This window comes from Flavobacterium sp. TC780 (assembly GCF_056783245.1).
In genome coordinates, this window is sequence record NZ_JBXBAV010000009.1 from 1 (window position 1) to 25,739 (window position 25,739).

Below are 25,739 nucleotides of genomic sequence, written 5' to 3' on the forward strand. Positions count from 1 at the left end.
AAGGTTAATACATGCTCCTGTTGTTAGGGAGGCAGCACCTAAGCAGGAACACTAGACTCATTTAAAACAGCTGCTTTCTTAAAAAACAAACCATCCTTAGCCATTGTATAATACACTCTGGCACCAGCCATTATTAGACCATTATTACAAGCAAAAGTCGAAATCATAATCATAATTGCAATGATTAATGTTCCAATATTTCCAAAAATATATCGTGATGCCACAACTGCAACTCTATCCGATTTTGCAGTAGCAATCTCATCCAAAGGAATAACAGCCAAGTACATTAAGTTTGTCAAAACATAGATAATCGTGACTATAAAAGTTCCTAAAAACAAACTAAAACCCACATTCCGTTTTGGATTTTTAATTTCACCCGCAATAAAAGTCACTCCATTCCAGGCATCACTAGAGAACAAAGACCCAACCATAGCAGCTGAAATCCCCGTAATCAATGCTGTTCCTCCAATTGGAAGCCAAGATTTAGTATCCGCATCAAAAGCTCGTGTAGACCAGGCATCTGCCCAATTCGCATCCCAAATAGAAGCTTTCGCACCTAGTGTTAATCCAAAAACAATTAATCCTAAAAGTGATAGAATTCCTAATAATCGTTAAAACTGTCTGCAATATTTTACTGTTTTTAACTTCACGACTATTAATATATGTTAAGAAAACAATCGTAACAATAGAAACCAATTGAGCTGCATTTAAATGAAAAGCACCTCTGCCTCAAAAAGTATATTCTCATCGCTAAATGGCTCATAAAGATAAGCGGCAAATTTCGCAAAAGCGACACCTACAGTACAATTGTACCAGTCTGAATAACTGCAAAAAAACTCCATCCGTACAAAAAAGCTATTAATTTGTTATAAGCCTCTTTTAAGTAAACATACTGCCCACCTGCTTTTGGAAACATAGCACTTAATTCTCCATAACTCACTGCCGCAATAACTGTAATTAATCCCGAAATCAGCCAAATCATTGTTAGCCCAACCAGCAGAACCCACTTGTCGAGCAATATCGGCACTCACAATAAATATTCCCGAACCTATCATAGACCCAACTACAAGCATAGTTCCATCTAATAATCCGAGCTCTCTTTTAAAATCTTCTGGTTTGTTTTCTTGCATATATTTTGGTTTTTGGTTAGCTAAAAAGTAATATAATTTTTTTTGGAAACCTTAATTTTTACATCATTGATTTTTGAGCTTATACCATAGTCCTAATCATTCTTTTTAACAACATCACCAAACAGAGCAAGGCCTGAGCTGTTTTTATTTACAATACACAATAAAAAATCAATAAATAACCACTCCTCAATTATCCCTTTTTAGCATCCAAAAACTTAATCACAATATAACCAATACTTTACCAATAATTATTTTTGAAAAAATAATTTCGTTTAATCATATAAGAAAAAGACAAAATTATGTAATCTTCCTATAAATGAACAAATTAACTTTACATTAGGCGCCTTACAAAATAACTAATTGAGTCATTTTATAATACTAATTATAAAAAAGAGTCTTATTCGTTTATTGTTTGTCGCTGCTAATTTTTGAGTTAATCATTTATTCTTTTAATAAAAACGAGTCTAACAAATAACCTTTGCACTATGAAAATATTAAAAAGCATAAACATAGTAAGGCGTAATTTAATGCATCGTTTAACCAAAAATATTGGTAACTCAGAACTCAATAAGAAAGGTGACTCAATCTCTAAAACCGAAATTAAAAGAGTGCTAATTTCCAGACCAAATGCCAGATTAGGAAACCTTTTATTAATTACTCCACTACTAGAAGAAGTTATGAATACGTTTCCTGAATGCAAAATAGATTTATTTGTGAAAGGAAACTTAGCTCCTATATTATTCAAAAATTATGATAATGTCGATAAAATAATCCAATTACCTAAAAAACCTTTTAAAAATTTAGTCCAATATATTAAAGTTTGGATATCTATCCGAAAAAAACAATACGACATTGCAATTAATGTCGATAAAAATTCTTCATCTGGAAGACTTTCAATCAAGTTTTTCAAATTCTAAATTAAAATTCTTTGGTGATCCTGCTACCGAAGACATTCAATTAAAATATGACGATTATGAGCATATTGCAAAATACCCAATATATAATTTCAGGAGCTATTTAAACGCAATTAACATTACTCCCAACAATATTCCAATTGGCGCACTAAATCTCAAATTAAACAATTCGGAAATTATCAAAGGAAAAGAAACATTAAACAATTTAGTTAATAACGATAAAAAAACACTCTGTATATATACCTATGCAACTGGTGACAAATGTCATTCGAAATTATGGTGGGGAAAATTTTATAAAAAATTAAAAATCAAATACCCTAATTATAATATTATCGAAATTTTACCAATTGAAAATGTCTCACAAATTAACTTTAAAGCTCCTCATTTTTACAGTAAAGATATACGCGAAATCGGAGCATTAATTGCAAACACCGAAGTTTTTATTGGTGCCGATTGCGGAATCATGCATTTAGCTAGTTCCGTACAAACACCTACAATTGGGTTATTTTCTATTAGCGAACAAAAAAAATATGAACCCTACTACAATAATAGTATTGCCATAAATACTAATAAAACTTCTATTTTACAATCTATCAAAATCATTGCATACATGATTAGTCACAACTTATCACTTCGAGTTACCACTACATCAACAATTATAGCTTTATATTAAATAAAATTATGATTTTTAGTAACTATATTAAATTTTAATCGTCTATTACTAATATATACTTAAAATATAGCAACCAAAAATCATCAATCATAGTGAAAAAAAAAATTCAAATCACTCTTTATTTAAAGTGCTTGTTTTTAGCGTTCTTTTTCAATTAATTTTGGCAAACACAAGTATTGCACAGACTAAGGCCGACAAAATAAATGAACTACTAAGCTTATATTCAAAATACGATCAGTTTACAGGAACTGCCCTTGTAACAGAAAATGGTCAGATTATTTATAAAAAAGGTTTTGGATTAGCCAATATGGAATGGAAAATCCCCAACCAACCTAATACAAAATTCAGATTAGGTTCTATTACTAAACAATTTACAGCACTATCAATACTCCAACTAGCGGAACAAGGAAAACTTAAACTAGATGTTCCAATATCTACTTATCTTCCTGACTACTCTAAAACTAATGGCGACAAAATAACTATTCATCAATTACTAACACACACAGCAGGAATACCTAATTACACTTCATTTCCTAATTTTTTTCCAGATATTAGCCGAAATCCATATACACCAGAAGTTTTTATAAAAACATTTGCCGATTTACCACTTCAATTCAAACCAGGAGAAAAATTTACTTATAGCAACTCTGGTTATTTTGTATTGGGTTACATCATAGAAAAAGTCACCGGAAAAACTTATGAGCAATACCTACAAGAAAACATTTTCACTCCACTTAAGATGATTAATTCAGGATACGACCACCATAATGTCATTTTAGAAAATAGAGCTACTGGATATGAAAGAAACGGAAAAATTTATGTAAACTCACGTTATATAGATATGTCTCTTCCTTACGCTGCTGGTTCTCTATATTCGACTGTAGAAGATTTATACTTATGGGATCAGGCTCTTTATTCTGAAAAACTAATATCGGCTAAATACAGAGATTTATTATTTGGTAAATATATTCCTGCTGGACCACCATCTTATTATGGATACGGCTGGTCTATTGAAGATGTCAACATTGGAAAATCAGACGAAAAAGTACAAATTGTCGAACACGGTGGAGGCATAAATGGTTTCAACACATTAATCACCCGAATTCCTTCATCTAAAGATTTGATAGTTTTATTAAATAATACTGGTGGAGCAAATCTCAATGAGATGTGTCGGGCAATAAGAGCCATTTTATATGACATGCCTAAGAGATCTAGCGCATATGCTTTTTTAGATGTTATTAAATCCCGAGGACTAGAAGCTGGCTTAGCAAAACTAAAAGAGCTCAACAAATCTGATGAATATACTATTAAGGAAAATGAAATGAACAACGCTGGATATCAATTATTACAGTCAGGAAAAACCAAAGAGGCTATCGTTATTTTTAAAATAAATGCTGATACTTTTCCTAAATCTGCAAATGTATATGATAGCTTAGGTGAAGCCTATTTAAAAGACGGAGATAAAAAACTTGCTATTATAAACTATAAAAAATCATTACAATTTAATCCAAAAAATGAAAATGCAAAAAAAGTATTAGAAGAAATATCTAAATAATAAACTCATTGGAACAACCGTAATTGGGTACAATTACGGTTTTGTTTTATAAAATTAAAAGCTATGACAACTTCAAAACCCAAAAATATTGATGAATATATTGCTGCTTTTCCATCTGAGACTCAGGAAATATTAGAACAAGTCCGTCAAACAATAAAAAAAGCTGCTCCCAATGCCAAAGAAAAAATTAGCTATGCTATTCCTACCTTTACTCTTAATGGAAACTTAGTTCACTTTGCAGCTTTCAAGAATCATATCGGTTTTTATGCAATGCCCTCAGGCAACGAAGCTTTTCAGGAAGAACTATCTGCCTATAAATCAGGAAAAGGCTCAATTCAATTCCCTTTAGACAAACCTATCCCTTTGGATTTAATAACTAAGATTGTAAACTTTCGGGTTACAGAAAATTTAGAAAAATAAAAAAGTAGATTTTTTAACTGAATATTTTTTAAAATAAGCTCAAATATATTTCAGAGATACTTATTGTAAAACGCGATTAACTTGTGTAAAGTTTCTTTCGTAATATGCCTCTTTTGTCGAGGACACAATAACACCACGATGAACTGAGGAATGAATGAATTTAATTTCACCATCGTTAGCTTCTATTACCATTCCAACATGATTTATCTGGCGTCTTCCATTTGTTTTAAAGAAGATTAGATCTCCTTTTTTTGCCTCTTCTGAAGCAATTTTAACTCCAATACGAGATTGTTCAATTGAACTTCTAGGCAATTTGATATCAAAACTACCAAATGTTGTAACCATTAAACCCGAACAATCAAAACCTGATCTAGTTGTACCACCTGAGCGATAACGAACTCCTACATTTTCGGTTGCATTTAAAACCAGTTGGTTTAATAAGTCTGAGTTATGAGTAAATCTTCCTTCAGTTGTTGTAGCAGTATCTTTTACAACTACTGTTGCTACTGCAGTAGCGGTATTATCAATTGAAGTTTTAGCTTCTTCTTGTACATTATTCTCAACGTAAGTTCCTGAAGGATGAATTTTTAAAACTGAACCTACTGGTAATCTCTTTTTTATAAATGGATTTTGTTTTTCTAATTCAGCAACTGTAAGTCCGTATTGTTTAGCAATTGCATATTTAGTTTCTTTAGGCAAAACCTTCCGTACAATTTCAGCTTCTGCCGTTTTTTCAATTATCTCTGGCTGAGTTGTAGTAATTGATACATTCTCTAATGAAGCTATTTCTTCTTGAGAATTGGCTTTTATAATTGGCTTAGCATTTCCTGGAATTATAATTTGCTGCCCTATTTTAAGTCCTTCGCTTTCTAATTTTGGATTGGCTTTTTTAAGATCTTCAACTGTAAGTTGGTATTGCTTTGAAATTCCATACAATGTTTCTTTTGCTAAAATTTCATGTGTAGTAGTTTCTTGAAGACTATTTGTTACATTACTTGCAATTACTTCTTTGGTCTTTTTTGTTTTATTAGCAATCGTTTTTTGTGAACTTGGAATTAGCAAGATTGAATTTAGTTTCAATAACTTACTTGCTTTAGGATTTAAATCAAGAATATCTTTAACTTTTACATTGTATTTTTTTGCTATTACACTAACATTTTCTCCTTTAGAAATTTTGTGCTTGATATATTTTTCTTGTGAAAAAACACCAAAACTAAAAAAAAACAATGCTAATACTAGTACAAAACTTTTCATTCTTATTCAAATTACATTCGCAGATTCTATTTAATTCATTTTAAAAAATCAAAAAACAACAATCTAAATTACTTAAAAAGCTAATTTAACTTATTAAACTAAAAATCACTAATTTTTAACAACTCTTTATATTCAAATTAACAAATTCCGCATAAAACATAATCGTTCTATATTAATTTAATTATTTTTTACTAAAAAATAGTACTACTTTTAAACAAGGAATAACCGACTAAAAATAACATTCTTGAAAAAGCTAATTTTAATTTCCGTACTCTTTCCTGCAATATTAATTGCTCAAAGTATAAAAGGAATTGTCATTTCTCAAAAAGATAATATTTCAGTTGAAAATACTAATGTATTTGCATTGTCTAGTAAAGTTGGAACTATAACCGATGAAAACGGTAAATTCTCTTTGAATCTTCTTCCTGAATTTAAAAACGATGAGACATTAGAATTTTCTCATATTGGCTACATCACTAAAAAAGTTTCTTTAAGCTACCTGATAAAGAATAATTATAAAGTTTTTCTTGAAGAAGAGGTACAAAATTTATTAGGTGTTACAATTGCCACCAATCCTAAATTAAAAACAAAACTTGCTTTTACAGAAATAACATCTTTAAAACATCCTGTATATTCATTTGGATCTTTTTTAAAAGACAATAAAATTTATATTAGTGGTGGTGACACTTATCCTGAAATCGATCACATGGCTAAAGTGCGGGCAAAAATAGCTAATCCTAGTTTGCAGGATTTTTTAAATGAAGGTACCGGAGCAGCAAAACGACATTATAAGAAGTATCTTTCTATTTACGATATCAAAACCAACTCTTGGGAATTTCCAGATTTAAAACTACAGGTTAGAGCGTATCATAACATTCATTTTTATAACAATTTGATTTATATTTTGGGAGGAAAAAAAATGTTCGTAAATAAAGTAAGTAGTTGGGAATATCTACAAGATCAAATTGAAGTTTTAGACCTTAAAAAACGTAGCATTAAAGTCGACAAAACAAATCCACATCAGGCTGCTGATTTTGCTTCTTTTACTTATAAGGATAATATTGTTGTAATGGGAGGTTCTATAAAAGCAACTGAAAGTGGCGTAAAAGATTTTACAAATAAAGTGCATTTGTATAATATTACTTCCGGATACTGGTATGAACTTACGAGCATGCCAACTGCAGAAGAAACTACCGGAATACTGATAGGCGATACAATTTACCTTATTGGCGGAAACAACGGAAAACCAATATCTAAAATAGAAACCTTTGATTTAGTATCAGAAAAATGGCAAACTGAGGGGGAACTATTCTCAGGATTAGAAAGACCTGCTATTACTTATAATGATGATATTATTTATTTTTTTGAGGATGAAAAAATGTATACTTACAATCTAAAATTAAAGCAATTAAAAGAATACGAAATCAACCTTCCTTTGAAATTTTCAGCCATGTATTATAACGATAATAAATTATATATTTTGGGCGGACGTATTGACAATAGTTACTCTAAAATACCTTCTGCAAAAGTTTTTAGTATAGATTTAAATGAATTTAAATTAACAAATCCGAATAAGATTAAAAACTTATCTCAAGAAACAACTCTGGCAAAAATACAGGGTTAGTTTTATAATGTCAGAGTTATAATGTGTGAAATTAGAATACCTGACAGCTAAAAAAACTCTTAGGAGCTCTTTATACTAAATTTCTTTTTTAAATAGGATCTCTAGCCCAGATAAAAGTGGCATCCTTTTCTTTTTTCCTTTAAAAAAGAAAAGATAAAGCGGATAGCTGGATCTAGCTCTTAATAAAAAAAACTCTCAAGTTGCCCTGAGAGTTTTTAATATAATTTAAAGCTTTAATTACGCTTTTCCAGCCGCAATTAAATTTAATGCTGAACCAGCTACAAACCAGCCAATTTGTCCTGCATTATACGTATGGTTTGCTAAGATTATATCTTTAGTTCCATCAGCATGAACAAATTCCAATGTTAATGGTTTTCCTGGAGCAAAATCTACTAAATCAACGAAATTGATTGTATCGTCTTCTTGGATTTTATCATAATCTACTTCGTTCGCAAATGTCAATCCTAAAAGCCCTTGTTTTTTAAGGTTTGTTTCGTGGATACGAGCAAAAGATTTTACCAATACCGCTTTAACTCCTAAGAAACGTGGCTCCATTGCCGCATGCTCACGTGAAGATCCTTCTCCGTAGTTATGATCTCCCACAACAATAGATGGAACTCCAGCTGCTTTGTATGCACGAGCGACTGCAGGAACGGCGTCATACGTTCCGGTTAATTGATTTTTAACTGAATTTGTTTTTTGATTGAATGCATTTACTGCACCAATCAACATATTGTTTGAAATATTATCTAAATGCCCACGGAAACGCAACCATGGTCCTGCCATAGAAATATGATCTGTTGTACATTTCCCGAATGCTTTAATCAATAATTTTGCACCCGTAATATTTTTACCATCCCAAGCATCAAATGGAGCTAATAATTGCAAACGCTCAGATGTTGGACTTACAGCTACCTGAACTCCTGAACCGTCTTCAGCTGGAACCTGAAATCCTGGATCTTTAACATCAAATCCTTTTGGAGGCAATTCGTCTCCTGTAGGCTCATCTAACATTACTTCTTCTCCATCTTCGTTGATTAATGTATCTGTTAATGGATTAAAACTTAAGTCTCCCGCAATAGCCATTGCAGTCACCAATTCTGGCGAACCTACGAAAGCTAGTGTATTAGGGTTTCCATCCGCACGTTTTGAAAAGTTACGGTTAAATGAATGAACGATTGTATTTCTTTCTTCTTTCTCTGCTCCTTCTCTATCCCACATACCAATACATGGCCCGCAAGCGTTAGCAAAAACAGTCGCTCCAATTTTATGGAATGTATCGATAAAACCATCACGTTCGATTGTGTAACGAACTACCTCAGAACCTGGAGTAATTGTGAACTGTGATTTTGTTTTTAATTTTTTAGCCGAAACTTGTCTTGCCAAAGATGCTGCACGAGCAATATCTTCGTAAGATGAATTGGTACATGAACCAATTAAACCAACTTCAATCTTTAATGGCCAATTATTTTTGATTGCTGCTTCTTTCATTTTAGAAATTGGAGTAGCTAAATCTGGCGTAAAAGGACCGTTTAAATGTGGCTCTAATTCAGTTAAGTTAATTTCGATAACCTGATCAAAATATTGCTCTGGATTTGCATATACTTCTGGATCTCCTGTTAAGTAAGGAGCTATTTTATCTGCAGCATCTGCCACATCAGCTCTGTTTGTAGAACGCAGGTAACGACTCATAGAATCATCGTATCCAAAAGTTGAAGTCGTTGCTCCAATCTCAGCCCCCATGTTACAAATAGTACCTTTTCCTGTACATGACATAGAAGTAGCACCTTCTCCAAAATATTCAACAATTGCACCTGTCCCACCTTTTACAGTAAGAATTCCAGCAACTTTAAGGATAACATCTTTAGGAGCTGTCCATCCTGATAATTTACCAGTTAATTTTACTCCAATTAATTTAGGGAATTTTAATTCCCATGCCATTCCTGACATAACATCTACCGCATCGGCTCCACCAACACCAATAGCTACCATTCCTAATCCTCCTGCATTTACAGTATGTGAATCGGTACCAATCATCATTCCTCCTGGAAAAGCATAATTTTCAAGTACTACTTGGTGAATAATTCCTGCTCCTGGCTTCCAGAAACCAATTCCGTATTTATTAGAAACTGATGAAAGAAAATCAAACACTTCATTACTTTGTGTTTTTGCTCTAGCCAAATCGGTTACAGCATCTACTTTAGCTTGAATTAAGTGATCACAATGTACTGTTGTAGGAACTGCTACTTTTGATTTACCTGCATGCATAAATTGCAATAATGCCATTTGTGCAGTTGCATCTTGACATGCAACGCGATCGGGTGCAAAATCAACATAATCAACTCCTCTTCCAAACGCCTTGGTTGGGGTTCCATCCCAAAGGTGATTGTACAAAATTTTCTCCGTTAAAGTAAGTGGACGACCAACAATTTCGCGTGCTTTATCAACACGACTTGGCATGTTGTCATACACTTTTTTAATCATTTCAATATCAAATGCCATAATATACTTGTTTTATTTTTTATTCTTTTTTGAACATGACAAGTTACAAAAAATAGAATAGCTGTAAAAGAAAAAGCCTGAGTTTATCACTCAGGCCTTTTATATATAATCATTATAACTTATCGTAAATTACATCACTAACAGTTTATGAGAAGGAGCAAACCTAGTCAGACTAATACCTTCTACAGCTGCTGTATATTCATCTAGTGTAGGAGTTCTACCTAAAATTGTAGACAACACCACAACTGGCGTAGAAGAAAGTAATGACTCTCCCTTTTTACCCTCAGTATCTTCTACTACTCTACCTTGGAAAAGACGAGTAGATGTTGCCATTACAGTATCTCCTTTTGCTGCTTTTCCTGGTTACCCATACAAAGATTACATCCTGGACGCTCTAAATACAACATATTCTCATATTCAGTACGTGCTGCACCTTTAGGAGCACTATCGTTGAATTCGAAACCTGAGTATTTCTGTAAAACTTCCCAGTCTCCTTCAGCCTTAAGTTCATCTACAATATTATATGTAGGTGGCGCAACAACAAGTGGCGCCTTTTAAACTACGAACCTTACTGTGTCTGTTTTCTATATTTTTAAGCATTTGAGCAAGAATCTTCATATCACCCTGTGTGAACCATCCAAGAACCAATAAATCCAAGTTACTTTTCTCCTCCATAAAAAGACAATGGTCTGATTGTATCGTGGTCCTATCTTTTAGAAACATCAGCATTATTCACGTCTGGATCTGCAATCATAGGCTCTATAATCTGATCAAGATCTACAACAACTTCAGCATAATATTTAGCATTTGCATCTGGAGTTAAAGCTGGCTTTTCTGCCGATTTAATCTCTGCAATTCTCTTATCTGCCTTATTAATCAATCCCTGAAAAATATTGTTTTTCATTGTCCATTCCTTTATTGATCATAATCTTGATTCTACTTTTTGCAATCTCAAGAGATTCAATTAAAGTATCATCTTCAGAAATACAGATAGAAGCTTTTGCTTTCATCTCTGCAGTCCAGTCTGTAAACGTAAATGCCATGGTCAGCGAGTAAGATTCCTAGATGAACCTCGATAATTCTACCTTGGAATACGTTCTCTCCACCAAACTTTTTAAGCATTTGAGCTTGTGTTGAATGAACTACATCACGGAAGTCCATATAATCTTTCATCTCTCCCTTAAACGTCACTTTCACAGATTCAGGAATTGGCATTGAAGCCTCTCCTGTAGCAAGTGCAAGCGCTACTGTCCCTGAGTCTGCTCCAAAAGCAACACCTTTTGACATTCTTGTATGAGAGTCACCACCAATAATGATAGCCCACTCGTCTATTGTAATATCATTTAAAACTTTGTGAATTACATCTGTCATTGCATGATAAACTCCTTTCGGGTCACGTGCTGTGATTAAACCGAAATCGTTCATAAATTTCATCAATTTTGGAATATTTGCCTGAGCTTTTTTATCCCAAACTGAAGCGGTGTGACAACCTGATTGGTAAGCACCATCAACAATTGGCGAAATTACTGTAGCGGCCATAGACTCTAATTCCTGAGCAGTCATAAGTCCTGTCGTATCTTGAGACCCTACGATATTAACTTCTACACGAACATCTGAACCAGCATGTAATACTTTACCTGGAGCTATACCAACAGCGTTTTTGTTGAAGATTTTTTCTACTGCTGTAAGACCTTGTCCCTCAAGAGAAATCTCTTTTGATGGAGCAAATACAAGAGGGGCCTCAATTTCTAAAATTTTAGCTGCTAATGTCTGAAGTTTTTTACCAAATACAATTGCATATGATCCTCCTGCTTTTATAAATTCCATTTTCTGAGGCGTAAAAGCCTTAGAATATCAATTAATTCTTTGTCTCCGTTATAAAGTTTTTTTGTCTTAGTGTTTATAGTAAGCACTGTACCTGTAGCAACTGAATATGCTTCTTCCAAAATTGGCTCATTATTCTCATTACGAATAACATTTCCATCTGCATCAAGCTTTTTAACCCAGTTTTTAAGATCTAAACCAATACCACCCGTAACATCCACAGTTGTTAAGAAAATCGGAGAAATACCGTTTGTTCCCCCAACGATTGGAGCTATATTAACGAATGGAATATATGGACTTGCTTGTTTTCCTGTCCAAAGCGCCACGTTGTTTACACCTGACATTCTAGAAGAACCAACTCCCATTGTCCCTTTTTCTGCTATTAACATCACACTTTTATCTGGATGCTGTGCTTGTAATGCCTTAATTTCTTCTTGTGCTTTAGGCGTAATCATACACTGCCCATGAAGTTCACGATCAGAACGTGAGTGAGCCTGATTACCTGGAGATAATAAATCCGTAGAAATATCACCTTCACCTGCAATAAAAGTAACTACTTTAATTTCTTCAACTACTTCTGGTAATTTTGTAAAAAACTCTGCCTGCGCATAGCTTTTAATAATTTCTATAGCAATTGGATTACCATTTTTAAATGCTTCTTTTAAACGATCTGTGTCTGCCTCGTAAAGGTAAACTTGTGTTTTAAGAACATTTCCTGCTTCTTTTGCAACAGCAGCATCATTACCTAAAGCTAAATCTAACAACACTTCAATAGAAGGTCCACCCTTCATGTGTGATAATAACTCAAATGCAAAAGCTGGTGTTATTTCTTTCACTTCAGATTCACCAAGAAATGATCTCTTTTAAAAACTTAGCTTTAACACCTGCAGCACTTGTAGTTCCTGGTATAGTGTTATAAATAAAGTGTTCAATCGATTCTTCTCGATATTCGTTATCTAAATCTTTAATTTGAGCAATAATCACGCTTAACAACTCAGCACCATCTATTGGCTTCGGGTGAAGTCCTAGGTCTTTTCGTTCTGCAATCTCTTTAATGTAATCGTTATAAGTATTCATAATCGAAGTCTTTTCTAAGTATCTTATTTTTTTGTACGCAAATTTAAAAATTAAAGCCGAGAATTAAAAAAAATATAACAGAACTCGCCTTTTCAAAAGTTATTATTAAAAAATAACGATTTACATTGCGTAAATTTAGCAAAATTGCATTTTAACGTCAAAATATTAAATTATTAATAATATAAAATCCTTTCTTTAACAAAGTCGAAATTCTTTATTATAAAGAAAAAGGTTCTTTGCTATGTTTTAAGCAAAGAACCTTTCTAAATAAGCTTTTATAACGTTATAGTAGCTTCTCCAATTTAATTTCTTCTGTAATTCCTTCGGCATCGGCTTTATAATTTTTAATAATTCGATGTCTCAAAATACCAGTTGCTACCGCTTTTACATCTTCTATATCTGGTGAAAATTTTCCATTGAATGCAGCATGTGCTTTGGCTGCCAAAATTAAATTTTGCGAAACTCTTGGTCCTGCTCCCCAATCTAAATAATTTTTAACAAAATCATTTGTCAAACTATTATCTGGACGGGTTTTACTAACCAAAGTTACAGCATACTCAATCACATTATCTGCAACTGGGATTCTACGTATTAAATGTTGGAAATCTATAATTTCCTGAGCCGTAAACAATGGGTTAATCACGCTTGTATTATCTGAAGTAGTACGTTTTACAACTTGTACTTCTTCTTCAAAGCTTGGATATTCTAATTTTATAGCAAACATAAAACGATCCAATTGTGCTTCTGGCAAAGGATAAGTTCCTTCTTGCTCAATAGGGTTTTGTGTTGCTAATACAAAGTAAGGTAAATCTAATTTATGGTTTTCACCAGCTATCGTTACCGAACGTTCCTGCATTGCTTCTAGTAAAGCAGCTTGTGTTTTTGGCGGTGTTCTATTAATCTCATCTGCCAAAATAATATTCGAAAAAACAGGTCCTTTTATAAACTTGAATCGTCTGTTTTCATCCAAAATTTCACTTCCTAAAATATCTGATGGCATCAAATCCGGAGTAAATTGGATTCTCTTAAAATCAAGCCCTAAAGCCTGTGACAATGTATTTATTAATAATGTTTTTGCTAATCCCGGAACACCTATTAAAAGAGCATGTCCACCAGAGAAAATGCAAATCAAAATTTGATCTACAACATCATCCTGACCTACAATTATTTTTGCGATTTCAGTTTTTAATTCATTACGTTTTTGGACTAAGTTATGAATTGCAGTTACATCAGACATCTTATGAATGTATTTAAAATTAAAAAGAGCTAGTTCTATGAATTCATAAAACTAACTCTTTTTATTTATTTTATAAAAATTATTTTTTCAACCAATTATTAGTAAAAGTACAATCTCTGTACTCTCCGATGATTTTAATATAAGTTTCTTTTATTTTTTCATCAAACCATTTTGCAATAGCATTGATTTGCTTTTCCTTTAAAGCTAAATCTTTAATCTTGATATAGTCTTTACCATAATCAGCAATATGCTCTTCAATTCTATTAGTCACTGTAACTAACTTGTATGTTTTTTTACCTTTATCATCTGTATTCAAAATCGGCTGTGAAACATCAGTATCTTTTAAATTAGAAACCTGAGTGTACAATGTAGGATCCATTTTTGTTAATTCAAAACGCGTATCCTGCGTATTTGGATTAATTAAAGCTCCACCGTTTGCACGTGTTTCTTTCTCATCTGAATCTGCTCTTGCTGCTTCGGCAAAAGTAACTTTCTTATCAACTATTTTTTCTCTGATTGCAGTAATTCTTTCTTTTGCCTCTTTTAAAGCATCTTCAGAAACTACTGGAGCAATTAAGATATGTCTTAGCTCTACCTCTTGCCCTTTAATCTTATCAATTTTTATGATATGGAATCCAAAAGTAGTTTCAAAAGGAGCCGAAACTTCACCTTCCTGAAGACTAAAAGCAACATCCTTAAATTCTTTTACGAAAGGTGTCTTTCTAGTCATTTTATAATATCCTCCATTTGAGCTAAGCTTGGATCTTGTGAATACAAAACGGCTTTAGTTGCAAAACTAGCTCCATCTTCTACATCTTTTTTAATGCTATTTAATCTCTCTATAACTTTTTGTTTGTCTTCTTTAGAAACTTTAGGCTCCACAACAATTTGTGCTACTTCCATCTCAGCACCAAATGTTGGCAACTCATTTGCTGGTATTTTCTTAAAGAAATTACGAACCTCTTCTGGAGTAATCTCTACTCCATCAATAATTTTCTTTTGCATCTCTGATGCTAACTTTTGCTCTTTTAAGATATCTGCAAAATAGGTTCTAAACTCTTCAACAGAATTCTTTTTATAATACTGAACTACCTTGTTTATATCTCCAATTTGCTGGACCATATAATTCAATCGTTCATCCATCATACCTTTTACTTCTGCATCACTTACAATAATACTATCCTGAATGGCTTGATGAGCGTATAACTTATCTTCTAGGAGTTTTCCAAGCATTTGACATCTTGAAATATCTTTTAGACCTCCCTGACTACTAATTTCTAAATAACTTTTGTCGATATCTGAATCTAAAATAATATAATCACCTACTGTAGCGATAATACCATCAATTTTTTGTTTTTGATTACTTTTTAACTACAACTGGTTTTGCAACAACTGTATCTTTAATAATTTCTTGCGCTCTAGTTAGCGGATTGAAAAGAAGCAAAAAACATATTGTTAATACAAATTGACAATTGATAGTTTTTATTCGTAATTTTTTTAATAGCATTATTTTAAAATTTAATTTAATGTAAAGTAGCTTTATTTTTTTAGCATTATCCGGTTACAAATATAGTAAACCGCGTATTTCAATATATATTTTAAATGTTCAGAAATAAAAATCTTTACAAATCTAACAAACATTGCTTAATTAACTTATAACGAACAAAAATAACAATTCAATCACATAATACAAGTTAACTTATTACTATTAACAAAAAATTATATGCTATCAAAAAAAATCTCGTATCTAAAAATTAACCACATCTAATATTTGGAACAATTTATAAGATCTCTCAAACTCTTTTCTACTCTAATCTCGATTAACCACTACCAAAACCCCTTCACAAGCAACTCATTTTAAACTAAATAACTTAAAGTTTTCAACACTATAACGTTTTCGCTTAGAAATTAAAATATTCAAATACTTATACAAGCAAGTTTTACCTACATTCGATATGTGATTATTGTTATTTGTCCCAAAAATATACAAATAAATCAAACTTTATATTTATTATTTAATTAATCACAATTTAAATCACCAAATCTAAAATTAACCTAAATCCATTTAATTATGAAAAAACAAATTGTAAAGCTTTATTTAATTAGTGCTCTAACAGCTTTTTTTTATTCTTGTAGCTCAAACGAAAATACTGACTCGGAAATTGAAGCTGCGAATTCTAAATTTAAAGTTATAAATGTCACCAATCACGATGGTCGTCCGTTCGATACAGGAACTTCTACAACAGGAAAATATGTTGTAAATCCTGGTGGAGGAGTAATGATGCAAGCTTTTTATTGGGATGTTCCTTCTGGTGGAAATTGGTGGAATACTATTAATACTAAAATCACAGATTGGTCAAATGCTGGAATTGGTTCCATTTGGTTACCACCTGCATCAAAAGCACAAAATGGCGCTTTTTCGATGGGTTATGATCCAACTGATTATTTTGATTTTGGAGATTATAATCAAAATGGATCTGTAGAAACTCGGTTTGGATCTAAAACAGAACTTGTAAGTTTGATCACCAAAGCTCACGCTGAAAACATGCAGGTTTATGCTGATATTGTAATTAACCATAATAGTGGCGGGCAATCGGAAGCAAATCCGTTTACAGGAACCAATACTTGGACCAACTTTAGTGGAGTTTCTTCAGGAAAATTCACTCGTAATTATAATGACTTTTATAAAAATAGTTATGGTAATAATGACGAAGGTTCTTTTGGCGGTTTCCCAGATTTATGCCACGCAAATCCTCATGTACAGGATTGGTTATGGCTTAGAGCTGATGGGATCGGTAAATATTATAAAAATACTATGAAATTTGATGGTTGGAGATTTGATTACGTTAAAGGATTTGGTGCGTGGGTTGTAAACGCCTGGAATGCAAATGTAGGAGGCTTTTCTGTTGGCGAATTATGGGATTCGAATGTAAACGTATTAAATGACTGGGCTAATAATGCTAATAGTTCAGTTTTTGATTTTGCTTGTTATTATAAAATGAATGACGCCTTTGATGGAAATAATCTTGCTCTATTAAATGACGATATGATGTGGAAAAGAAACCCATACAAAGCTGTTACTTTTGTTACCAATCATGACACTGACGAAATTTCGAATAAATTATTGGCTTACTCCTATATATTAACTCATGAAGGATATCCAACTATTTTTTATAGAGACTACGAAGAATGGCTTGATAAAAATAAATTAAACAACCTTATCTGGATTCATAACAACAAAGCCACTGGAACCACTTCTATTTTATACTCTGATAATGATGAATATATTGCCCGCAGAAACGGATATAACGGAAATCCTGGATTGGTAGTATACATCAACAATTCAACATCATGGCAGGAAAGATGGATTCAAACCAATTGGGCAAATACTCAAATCAAAGATTTTACAGGGAGCTCAAGTTGGTATCCTACAACTCAAGCTGATCAATGGGTGAAAATTCAATGTCCTCCAAAAGGTTATACCATTTGGTCGATTAATAATTAATGATTACCTAATAAATACATTTAATTTTGAGGCTGACTATTTAAATCAGCCTCTTTTTTTATTCAAGCAACCAGATAATAACAACGTAGCTTCTAAACGAAACAGACTTAAATTAAGAAGCTACTATTTTTTTCAAGCCGTAATTAATAGTACTTTTGCAAACTATTGATATTAAATATGAGCTTTTTAAAAGAAATACAACGTAGGAGAACATTTGGAATTATTTCGCATCCCGATGCTGGTAAAACAACATTAACTGAAAAACTATTGTTATTTGGTGGTGCTATTCAGGAGGCTGGTGCAGTAAAAAACAATAAAAATAAAAAAAGGAGCTACGAGTGATTTCATGGAAATTGAGCGTCAGAGAGGAATTTCGGTTTCTACCTCTGTATTGGCCTTTAATTATAAAGATAAAAAAATCAACATCCTTGATACACCTGGACACAAGGATTTTGCGGAGGTACTTTTAGAACTTTAACCGCTGTAGATAGTGTAATTGTAGTAATTGACGTTGCTAAAGGGGTTGAGGAACAAACGGAGAAATTAGTTGCTGTATGTAGAATGCGTAAAATTCCGATTATTGTTTTTATAAACAAATTAGATCGTGAAGGTAAAGATGCATTTGATTTGATGGATGAGGTTGAGCAAAAATTAGGTTTGACTGTAACTCCATTAAGTTTCCCAATCGGAATGGGATATGACTTTAGGGAATCTACAACCTTTGGGAACAAAACATAAATTTATTTAGTGGAGATAGTCGTAAAAACATTGAAGAAACCATTGCTTTTTCCGATGTACAAAATCCTGAGCTAGAAAAAATCATTGGTCAAAAACCTGCTGATAGACTACGTGAAGAATTAGAATTAATTGATGAAGTATATCCTAAATTTGATCGTCAGGATTATTTACGACGGAAAATCCAAGCCTGTTGTTTTTTGGTTCTGCTTTAAATAATTTTGGAGTACGTGAATTATTAGATTGTTTTGTTACAATCGCCCCTTATTTTTCCAAGACCAAAAGATTCAGAAACACGTTTAGTTGAACCTACCGAGGAAAAAATGACAGGTTTTGTATTTAAAATACATGCCAATATGGATCCTAAACATAGAGATCGTTTAGCATTTATAAAATCGTTTCTGGTACTTTCGAAAGAAATAAACCGTATTATCATGTACGCAGAAAAAGAATTTAAAATTTTCTAGTCCAAATGCTTTTTTTGCTGAGAAGAAAAAAATGTGTAGACATTTCATATCCTGGTGATATTGTTGGTTTGCATGATACAGGAAACTTTAAAATTGGAGATACATTAACTGAAGGCGAAGTAATGGCTTAAAGGAATTCCTAGTTTCTCTCCTGAACACTTTAGATACATTAATAATGCCGATCCAATGAAAGCTAAACAATTAGACAAAGGAATCGATCAATTAATGGATGAAGGTGTTGCGCAATTGTTTACTCTAGAAATGAACAACCGTAAAGTTATTGGAACTGTAGGAGCTCTTCAGTATGAGGTAATTCAATATCGTTTGGAACATGAATATGGTGCGAAATGTACGTATGAAAATTTCCCTGTTCATAAAGCTTGTTGGGTTAAACCTGATGATGCTAAAAATGATGAGTTCAAAGAATTCAAACGTATCAAACAAAAATTCTTAGCAAAAGATAAATATGGTCAATTGGTATTTTTAGCTGATTCAGACTTTACAATACAAATGACTCAAAATAAATATCCAAGTGTAAAATTATTTTTCACTTCTGAATTTGAATAATTATAAGATTCAATGTTATATAAAAAAAGCGCTACTTTATAAAGTACGCTTTTTTTGAATATGTGAATTAACAAAAAAAACAACCTCGAGTGAGTATTCAATTTCTAGGAAGTTGCAAATTCTAAAAAAACATTCTAAAAATAAAATTAAGTCGATAAAGTGAGTCTAAAATCGGATAAAATGTATCTTATTCATAAACAACCTCATTCTTCAAAAATAAAAGCATCAAATTCTAAGGTATAAAAAAAGCTCCATTTCTGGAGCTTTTAAATTTTAATTATGCTTCTCCTGCTGGACCGAAGTTAAGCAGTATTGTTGCTTATTCACTTTTTTCGATTTTACTCTGAGCAACTTCAAATCGATGAATATTTTCTCCAATTGCTTTTAGTAATCATTTAGCATATTGCAGCGTCAAGACAATATGTCTCCATTTCTTGTTTAGTTATTATATTGTTCTAGCCATTTTAAAATCACTTGATTAGTTTCATCTGGAAGTTCTTGTTGAATCCAATGACCACAATCTAAACTAACCTCTTCTACATTAGGCACAAACTCTGATAATCTTTCAAACTTAGGAATCATATCATGATTACCATATATCATAAGTGCGGGTTGTTGAATGATTGGGTTTACATTTGCTAATAAGTGCCAGTTTCGGTCAAGGTTTCTATACCAATTTATACTTCCTGTAAACTTTGAAGATTCAAAGGCAGAGATTAAAACGTCCAGTTCACCTTCATTCATTATGGGGTCGCCGAGTACTTTTTTTGTTCTTGCAAGATTAATCATCCACATTCCTGGTTCAGGCAACACAAGAGGTACGTTCTTACGAAACATATTGCGAAGGAACTGAGGTATATTTTCATCCATTATAGCATCTGCTACTCCTGGCTGTCGATTAAAGTGAACAAAATAGAAGTCTCCTCCAAATACTTCTTCCATGAACTCTATCCAAGGTTTTTCTCCACGCTCTTGATAAGGTAAGGCCAAGTTTATCACTTTATTTACTCGTTCTGGATGCAATAATGCAAGATTCCAAACAACATTTGCACCCCAATCATGACCAATAAAAACAGCGTCTTTATATCCATAGTAATCAAGTAAAGCGACCAGATCACCTGTTAAATGTTCAATATCATACGCTGTTACTTCGGTTGGACAAGATGATTTCCCATAACCTCTCTGATTAGGAACAATGACATGATAGCCAGCTTTGACTAGTTCGGGAATCTGATAGCGCCAAGAAAAGGCATGCTCTGGAAAACCGTGGCAAAGCACTATACGTTTATCAGAATTTGTTGACCTGCCTCAAATACTTCGAGTACTATCCCATTGATAGAAATTAAAGTAGGACTTGGAAATTCGATTGGATTAAAACTTGCACCAGTTACGTTTGTCATTTTTTTAATTGTTTAAAGATTAATATGACACAAATGTAAACTTGGGCAGTGACAGCCCTTTGTCAGTAGTCAATAAATAATTAACGATGTTTAACAAGACTCTTTATACGAATCCTATTTTGAGACCAAAAGTTTGCAGATTTAATCTCTATTTTTTTTGAATTTCACTACTCTTTTTTCCATAAAAAAAGCCCCATTTCTGGGGCTTTTAAAATTTATGCTTGTCCTGCCGGACCGAAGTTAAGCGGTATGGTGCTTGTTCAGTTTCCTTGATTTCGCCATGAGCGACTTCAAATCGATGAATATTTTCTCCAATTGCTTTTTAATCGTTTAGCATGTTGCGGTGTTAAGACAATTCTTGACTTTACCTTGGCTTTAGGAATACCTGGCATAATACTTACAAAATCTAAAACAAACTCTGAAGAAGAATGATTAATAATTGCTAAATTAGAATAAATTCCTTCAGCGATTTTCTCATCTAATTCTATATTAATTTGCTCTTGTTGTTGATTCGAATTACTCATAGTTTCCTAAATTAATAAATATATTCTTCTTTATTAGCCATCATTTCATTGTAATCATCTTTTGAACCTACAATTGTATGATCGTATTCTCTCATACCAGTTCCTGCAGGGATTCTATGTCCAACAATTACATTTTCTTTCAATCCTTCTAAGTAATCTACTTTACCTGCTACTGCAGCTTCGTTAAGTACTTTAGTCGTTTGGAAAGAAGCAGCAGAAATAAATGATTTAGTTTGTAGCGAAGCTCTTGTAATACCTTGTAGAACTGGTGTTGCAGTTGCAGTAATTACATCTCTAGCTACTACTAGATTTTTATCTGTACGTTTTAATAATGAATTTTCATCACGTAATTCACGAGGAGAAATAATCTGACCCGCTTTTAATACGCTAGAATCTCCAGCATCTTCAACTACTTTCATTCCGTATAATTTATCGTTTTGAACGATAAAATCCTTAGTATGAATCAATTGATCTTCTAAGAATAAAGTATCAGCAAATCTGTACTCTTACTTTACGCATCATCTGACGAATAACAACTTCGAAGTGCTTGTCATTGATTTTTACCCCTTGTAAACGGATACTTCTTGAATTTCATTTACTAAGTACTGTTGAACAGCAGCTGGTCCTTGAATTCTTAAAATATCGTCTGGATAATCGAACCGTCTGAACAATGCCACACCTGCTCTAACGAAGTCATTCTCCTGAACTAGAATTTGGCTTGATAATTTAACCAAGTATTTTCTAACATCACCAAATTTAGATTCGATAACGATCTCACGGTTACCTCTTTTGATTTTTCCAAAAGAAACGAATCCATCAATTTCAGAAACTACAGCTGGGTTTGAAGGATTACGAGCTTCTAACAACTCTGTAATTCTTGGTAAACCTCCGGTAATTCTCTGATTTGAAGAACGACGTGGAATTTTTACCAATACTTTACCTGCTTTAATTTTCTCACCGTTTTCAACCATTAAGTGGGCTCCAACTGGTAAGTTATAAGAACGAATTAATTCACCTTCTTTACCATAAACTAATAAAGTTGGAATTAATTTTTTAGCTCTTGATTCAGAAATTACTTTTTCTTGGAATCCTGTTTGCTCATCAATTTCAACCATGAATGATTGACCTTGCTCTAAATCTTCGTAAGCAATTTTACCAGTAAACTCAGAAACGATAACTCCATTATATGGATCCCATTTACAGATTACATCTCCTTTAACAACCGATTGTCCATCTTTTACAAAGATGCTAGAACCGTAAGGAATGTTGTTTGTACTTAATAAGATACCTGTTCTTTCATCAATTAATTTCAATTCGGTAGAACGAGATACTACAATATCAACTGAATTACCTTCGTTATCCTCACCTTTAACAGTTTTTAAATCTTCGATTTCTAGTTTACCGTTAAATCTTGTAACGATGCTAGATTCTTCAGAAATACCACCCGCAACCCCTCCAACGTGGAAAGTACGTAATGTTAACTGTGCTTGGCTCTCCAATAGATTGAGCTGCAATTACTCCAACTGCCTCTCCTCTTTGAGTCATTTTACCAGTAGCTAAGTTTCTACCGTAACATTTAGCACAGATTCCTTTAAGCGCTTCACAAGTTAATGGAGAACGACTTCAACTTTCTCTACTGGAGAAGCCTCAATCGCTTTCATTATAGCTTCTGTGATTTGCTCACCTGATCTTACTAAATAGTCACTTGTTAAAGGATTTATTACATCTTGCAATGCAAACGTCCCTAAAATTCTTTCTCCTAACAATTCAACAATCTCTTCATTCTTTTTCAATGCAGAAACTTCAACACCTCTAAGAGTACCACAATCCTCAATGTTAACAATAACATCTTGAGAAACGTCATGTAATCTTCTTGTTAAGTAACCAGCATCGGCAGTTTTAAGAGCCGTATCCGCAAGTCCTTTACGAGCACCGTGAGTAGAGATAAAGTACTAAAGGATCAAAGTCCTTCCTTAAAGTTAGAGAAGAATCGGGTTTTCAATAATCTCACCACCACCAGCAGTAGATTTTTTAGGCTTAGCCATCAAACCACGCATACCAGTTAACTGACGAATCTGTTCTTTAGATCCCCTTGCCCCAGAGTCAAGCATCATATATACAGAGTTGAATCCTTGTTGATCTTCTCTAATATTTTTCATTGCTAACTCTGTAAGTTGAGCATTTGCAGAAGTCCAAACATCAATAACTTGGTTGTAACGTTCGTTATTGGTAATAAGACCCATGTTATAGTTTGTTGAGATACCTTCAACTTGTTCTCTGGCATCTGCAATCAACTTAGTTTTTTGTTCTGGAATTCTAATATCACCAAGAGAGAATGATAATCCTCCTCTAAAGGCAAATTATACCCCATATCTTTCATATTGTCCAAGAAGGCAGCTGTAGTAGGTACATTGGTTGCGCTTAAAACGTGTCCAATAATATCTCTAAGGTTTTTCTTAGTCAATACATCATCGATATATCCTCCTGCTTTGGTACTATTCTTTCATTAAACAATACACGACCAGCAGTTGTTTTAATCATTGATAGATACACTAACTCTCCAGCTTCATTAAAATCTTTTGCTCTAATTTTCACTGAAGCATTCAATTCTAATCTTCCTTCGTTTAATGCAATATTTACTTCTTCTGCAGAGTAAAAAGTTAAGCCTTCACCTAAAATTTTAAGTTCTGGAGTCGAAAAAAAGCGTCTTTTGGTCATATAATATAGACCCAAGACCATATCCTGAGAAGGTACAGTAATTGGCGCACCGTTAGCAGGGTTTAAGATATTATGAGAAGCCAACATTAATAGTTGAGCTTCCAAAATAGCCTCTGGTCCTAATGGTAAGTGTACCGCCATTTGATTCCCCATCAAAATCGGCATTAAATGCCGTACAAACTAGAGGGTGCAATTGGATTGCTTTTCCTTCAATTAATTTTGGTTGGAATGCCTGGATACCTAATCTGTGCAAAGTAGGAGCACGATTCAGTAATATTGGGTGACCTTTAATTACATTTTCAAGGATATCCCAAACTACTGGCTCTTTCTTATCTATAATTTTCTTAGCAGATTTTACCGTTTTAACAATACCTCTTTCTATCAACTTACGGATAACGAAAGGCTTGTATAATTCAGATGCCATATCTTTAGGAATACCACATTCGAATAATTTTAATTCCGGTCCAACAACAATTACCGAACGAGCAGAATAATCCACACGTTTTCCTAAAAGGTTTTGACGGAAACGTCCTTGTTTACCTTTTAATGAATCTGATAATGATTTTAATGGTCTGTTTGATTCTGTTTTAACAGCAGAAGCTTTACGTGTATTATCAAATAATGAATCTACTGATTCTTGCAACATACGTTTCTCGTTTCTTAAGATAACTTCTGGAGCTTTAATCTCCATTAATCTTTTCAAACGGTTGTTACGTATAATTACACGACGGTATAAATCATTTAAATCTGAAGTTGCAAAACGACCTCCATCAAGTGGCACAAGCGGACGTAATTCTGGTGGAATAACAGGAACCACTTTCATAATCATCCATTCTGGACGGTTTTCGCGGTTTAAGTTAGACTCACGGAAAGACTCAACTACTTGTAATCTTTTTAATGCTTCTGTTTTACGTTGTTTAGATGTTTCGTTGTTAGCGCTGTGTCTTAGTTGGTAAGATAACTCGTCTAAGTCAATACGTGCCAATAAATCCATAATACACTCTGCTCCCATTTTGGCAACAAATTTATTAGGATCAAAATCATCTAAATATTGATTGTCTTGAGGAAGAGAATCTAAAATATTTAAATATTCTTCTTCAGTTAAAAAGTCTAATCTTTGTAAAGATTCTCCATCTGCATTTTTAGCAATACCTGCTTGAATTACTACGTATCTTTCGTAGTAAATAATCATATCTAATTTCTTAGAAGGAAGTCCAAGGATATAACCAATTTTATTAGGAAGAGAACGGAAATACCAGATATGAGCAATAGGCACAACAAGGTTGATATGTCCTACTCTATCACGACGTACTTTCTTTTCAGTAACTTCAACACCACAACGGTCACATATAATACCTTTGTAACGAATTCTTTTATATTTACCACAAGCACATTCAAAATCCTTAACAGGTCCGAAGATTCTTTCGCAAAAAAGTCCGTCACGTTCTGGTTTGTGAGTTCTGTAGTTAATTGTTTCTGGTTTCAACACCTCTCCTCTTGATTCTTTCAAGATAGATTCTGGTGAAGCCAATCCTATAGAGATTTTATTAAATCTTTTTACAGGATTTTTATCTTTATTATTATTTCTATTATTCATCATAGTTTTTACTATT

General features: G+C 33.0%; 11 protein-coding genes and 6 pseudogenes. 7 read left to right on the plus strand and 10 right to left on the minus strand.

Annotated features, from left to right (window positions below; all coding sequences use genetic code 11):
* Window positions 1-41: 41 nt before the first annotated feature.
* A pseudogene (locus AC1RYN_RS00740) lies at window positions 42-1,130 on the minus strand (APC family permease); the annotation flags it as partial.
* Between the two features lie 485 nt (window positions 1,131-1,615).
* On the opposite strand from AC1RYN_RS00740, the gene AC1RYN_RS00745 reads away from it, so the two are divergent.
* From AC1RYN_RS00745 to AC1RYN_RS00760, 4 genes are all read left to right on the plus strand, one after another.
* Window positions 1,616-2,047 carry a glycosyltransferase family 9 protein gene (locus tag AC1RYN_RS00745; protein ID WP_481805438.1) on the plus strand — a complete coding sequence of 144 codons (432 nt, stop codon included), beginning with the start codon at window positions 1,616-1,618 and terminating at the stop codon, window positions 2,045-2,047.
* The gene (locus tag AC1RYN_RS00750) at window positions 1,992-2,717 is read left to right on the plus strand and encodes a glycosyltransferase family 9 protein (protein WP_481805439.1); all 726 of its coding nucleotides are present in this window, start codon (window positions 1,992-1,994) and stop codon (window positions 2,715-2,717) included. Before AC1RYN_RS00745 ends, AC1RYN_RS00750 begins: the two co-directional genes overlap by 56 nt.
* Before the next feature lie 160 nt (window positions 2,718-2,877).
* Entirely contained in the window at window positions 2,878-4,272 is a 1,395-nt protein-coding gene (locus AC1RYN_RS00755) for a serine hydrolase (RefSeq protein ID WP_481805440.1), read from the plus strand.
* Between the two features lie 63 nt (window positions 4,273-4,335).
* A complete protein-coding gene (locus tag AC1RYN_RS00760; RefSeq protein ID WP_481805441.1) occupies window positions 4,336-4,692 on the plus strand; it encodes an iron chaperone in 357 nt (118 codons plus the stop codon).
* A 60-nt stretch (window positions 4,693-4,752) separates the two neighbouring features.
* Here AC1RYN_RS00760 and AC1RYN_RS00765 read toward each other — a convergent pair whose 3' ends face one another.
* Window positions 4,753-5,946 (minus strand): C40 family peptidase, encoded by a 1,194-nt coding sequence (locus AC1RYN_RS00765; protein ID WP_481805442.1) that lies wholly within the window; start codon window positions 5,944-5,946, stop codon window positions 4,753-4,755.
* A 244-nt stretch (window positions 5,947-6,190) separates the two neighbouring features.
* Between AC1RYN_RS00765 and AC1RYN_RS00770 the strand changes: the two genes are divergently transcribed.
* Window positions 6,191-7,570: a Kelch repeat-containing protein gene (locus tag AC1RYN_RS00770; RefSeq protein ID WP_481805443.1), complete on the plus strand. Its 1,380-nt coding sequence runs from the start codon at window positions 6,191-6,193 to the stop codon at window positions 7,568-7,570.
* A gap of 237 nt (window positions 7,571-7,807) precedes the next feature.
* Here the strand turns inward: AC1RYN_RS00770 and AC1RYN_RS00775 are convergent, their stop codons facing one another.
* The 4 genes and pseudogenes from AC1RYN_RS00775 to AC1RYN_RS00790 form a co-directional block, all read right to left on the minus strand.
* Window positions 7,808-10,072, minus strand: coding sequence for an aconitate hydratase (locus AC1RYN_RS00775; protein ID WP_481805444.1), 2,265 nt, complete (start codon window positions 10,070-10,072; stop codon window positions 7,808-7,810).
* Between the two features lie 129 nt (window positions 10,073-10,201).
* A pseudogene (locus AC1RYN_RS00780) lies at window positions 10,202-12,973 on the minus strand (bifunctional aconitate hydratase 2/2-methylisocitrate dehydratase).
* 283 nt (window positions 12,974-13,256) lie between these two features.
* Entirely contained in the window at window positions 13,257-14,210 is a 954-nt protein-coding gene (locus AC1RYN_RS00785; protein WP_481805445.1) for an AAA family ATPase, read from the minus strand.
* A gap of 79 nt (window positions 14,211-14,289) precedes the next feature.
* Window positions 14,290-15,717: pseudogene (locus AC1RYN_RS00790) on the minus strand (peptidylprolyl isomerase).
* A gap of 564 nt (window positions 15,718-16,281) precedes the next feature.
* On the opposite strand from AC1RYN_RS00790, the gene AC1RYN_RS00795 reads away from it, so the two are divergent.
* Window positions 16,282-17,715, plus strand: a complete 1,434-nt coding sequence (locus AC1RYN_RS00795; RefSeq protein WP_481805446.1) for an alpha-amylase — start codon at window positions 16,282-16,284, stop codon at window positions 17,713-17,715.
* A 177-nt stretch (window positions 17,716-17,892) separates the two neighbouring features.
* A pseudogene (locus AC1RYN_RS00800) lies at window positions 17,893-19,484 on the plus strand (peptide chain release factor 3).
* Between the two features lie 438 nt (window positions 19,485-19,922).
* Here AC1RYN_RS00800 and AC1RYN_RS00805 read toward each other — a convergent pair.
* From AC1RYN_RS00805 to rpoC, 4 genes and pseudogenes are all read right to left on the minus strand, one after another.
* The gene (locus AC1RYN_RS00805) at window positions 19,923-20,762 is read right to left on the minus strand and encodes an alpha/beta fold hydrolase (RefSeq protein WP_481805447.1); all 840 of its coding nucleotides are present in this window, start codon (window positions 20,760-20,762) and stop codon (window positions 19,923-19,925) included.
* The gene (locus AC1RYN_RS00810) at window positions 20,762-20,884 is read right to left on the minus strand and encodes a hypothetical protein (RefSeq protein ID WP_481805448.1); all 123 of its coding nucleotides are present in this window, start codon (window positions 20,882-20,884) and stop codon (window positions 20,762-20,764) included. The genes AC1RYN_RS00805 and AC1RYN_RS00810 overlap by 1 nt, the downstream gene beginning before the upstream one ends.
* A gap of 215 nt (window positions 20,885-21,099) precedes the next feature.
* Window positions 21,100-21,408: pseudogene (locus tag AC1RYN_RS00815) on the minus strand (DUF3467 domain-containing protein).
* Between the two features lie 11 nt (window positions 21,409-21,419).
* Window positions 21,420-25,726: pseudogene (rpoC, locus tag AC1RYN_RS00820) on the minus strand (DNA-directed RNA polymerase subunit beta').
* Window positions 25,727-25,739 lie beyond the last annotated feature (13 nt).

Excerpts from the sequence above, each read along its gene's own strand:
- AC1RYN_RS00795 (WP_481805446.1), top strand. The coding sequence starts at position 16,282 with ATGAAAAAACAAATTGTAAAGCTTTATTTAATTAGTGCTCTAACAGCT.
- AC1RYN_RS00785 (WP_481805445.1), bottom strand. The coding sequence starts at position 14,210 with ATGTCTGATGTAACTGCAATTCATAACTTAGTCCAAAAACGTAATGAA.
- AC1RYN_RS00760 (WP_481805441.1), top strand. The coding sequence starts at position 4,336 with ATGACAACTTCAAAACCCAAAAATATTGATGAATATATTGCTGCTTTT.
- AC1RYN_RS00765 (WP_481805442.1), bottom strand. The coding sequence starts at position 5,946 with ATGAAAAGTTTTGTACTAGTATTAGCATTGTTTTTTTTTAGTTTTGGT.
- AC1RYN_RS00750 (WP_481805439.1), top strand. The coding sequence starts at position 1,992 with ATGTCGATAAAAATTCTTCATCTGGAAGACTTTCAATCAAGTTTTTCA.
- AC1RYN_RS00775 (WP_481805444.1), bottom strand. The coding sequence starts at position 10,072 with ATGGCATTTGATATTGAAATGATTAAAAAAGTGTATGACAACATGCCA.
- AC1RYN_RS00745 (WP_481805438.1), top strand. The coding sequence starts at position 1,616 with ATGAAAATATTAAAAAGCATAAACATAGTAAGGCGTAATTTAATGCAT.
- AC1RYN_RS00810 (WP_481805448.1), bottom strand. The coding sequence starts at position 20,884 with ATGACAAACGTAACTGGTGCAAGTTTTAATCCAATCGAATTTCCAAGT.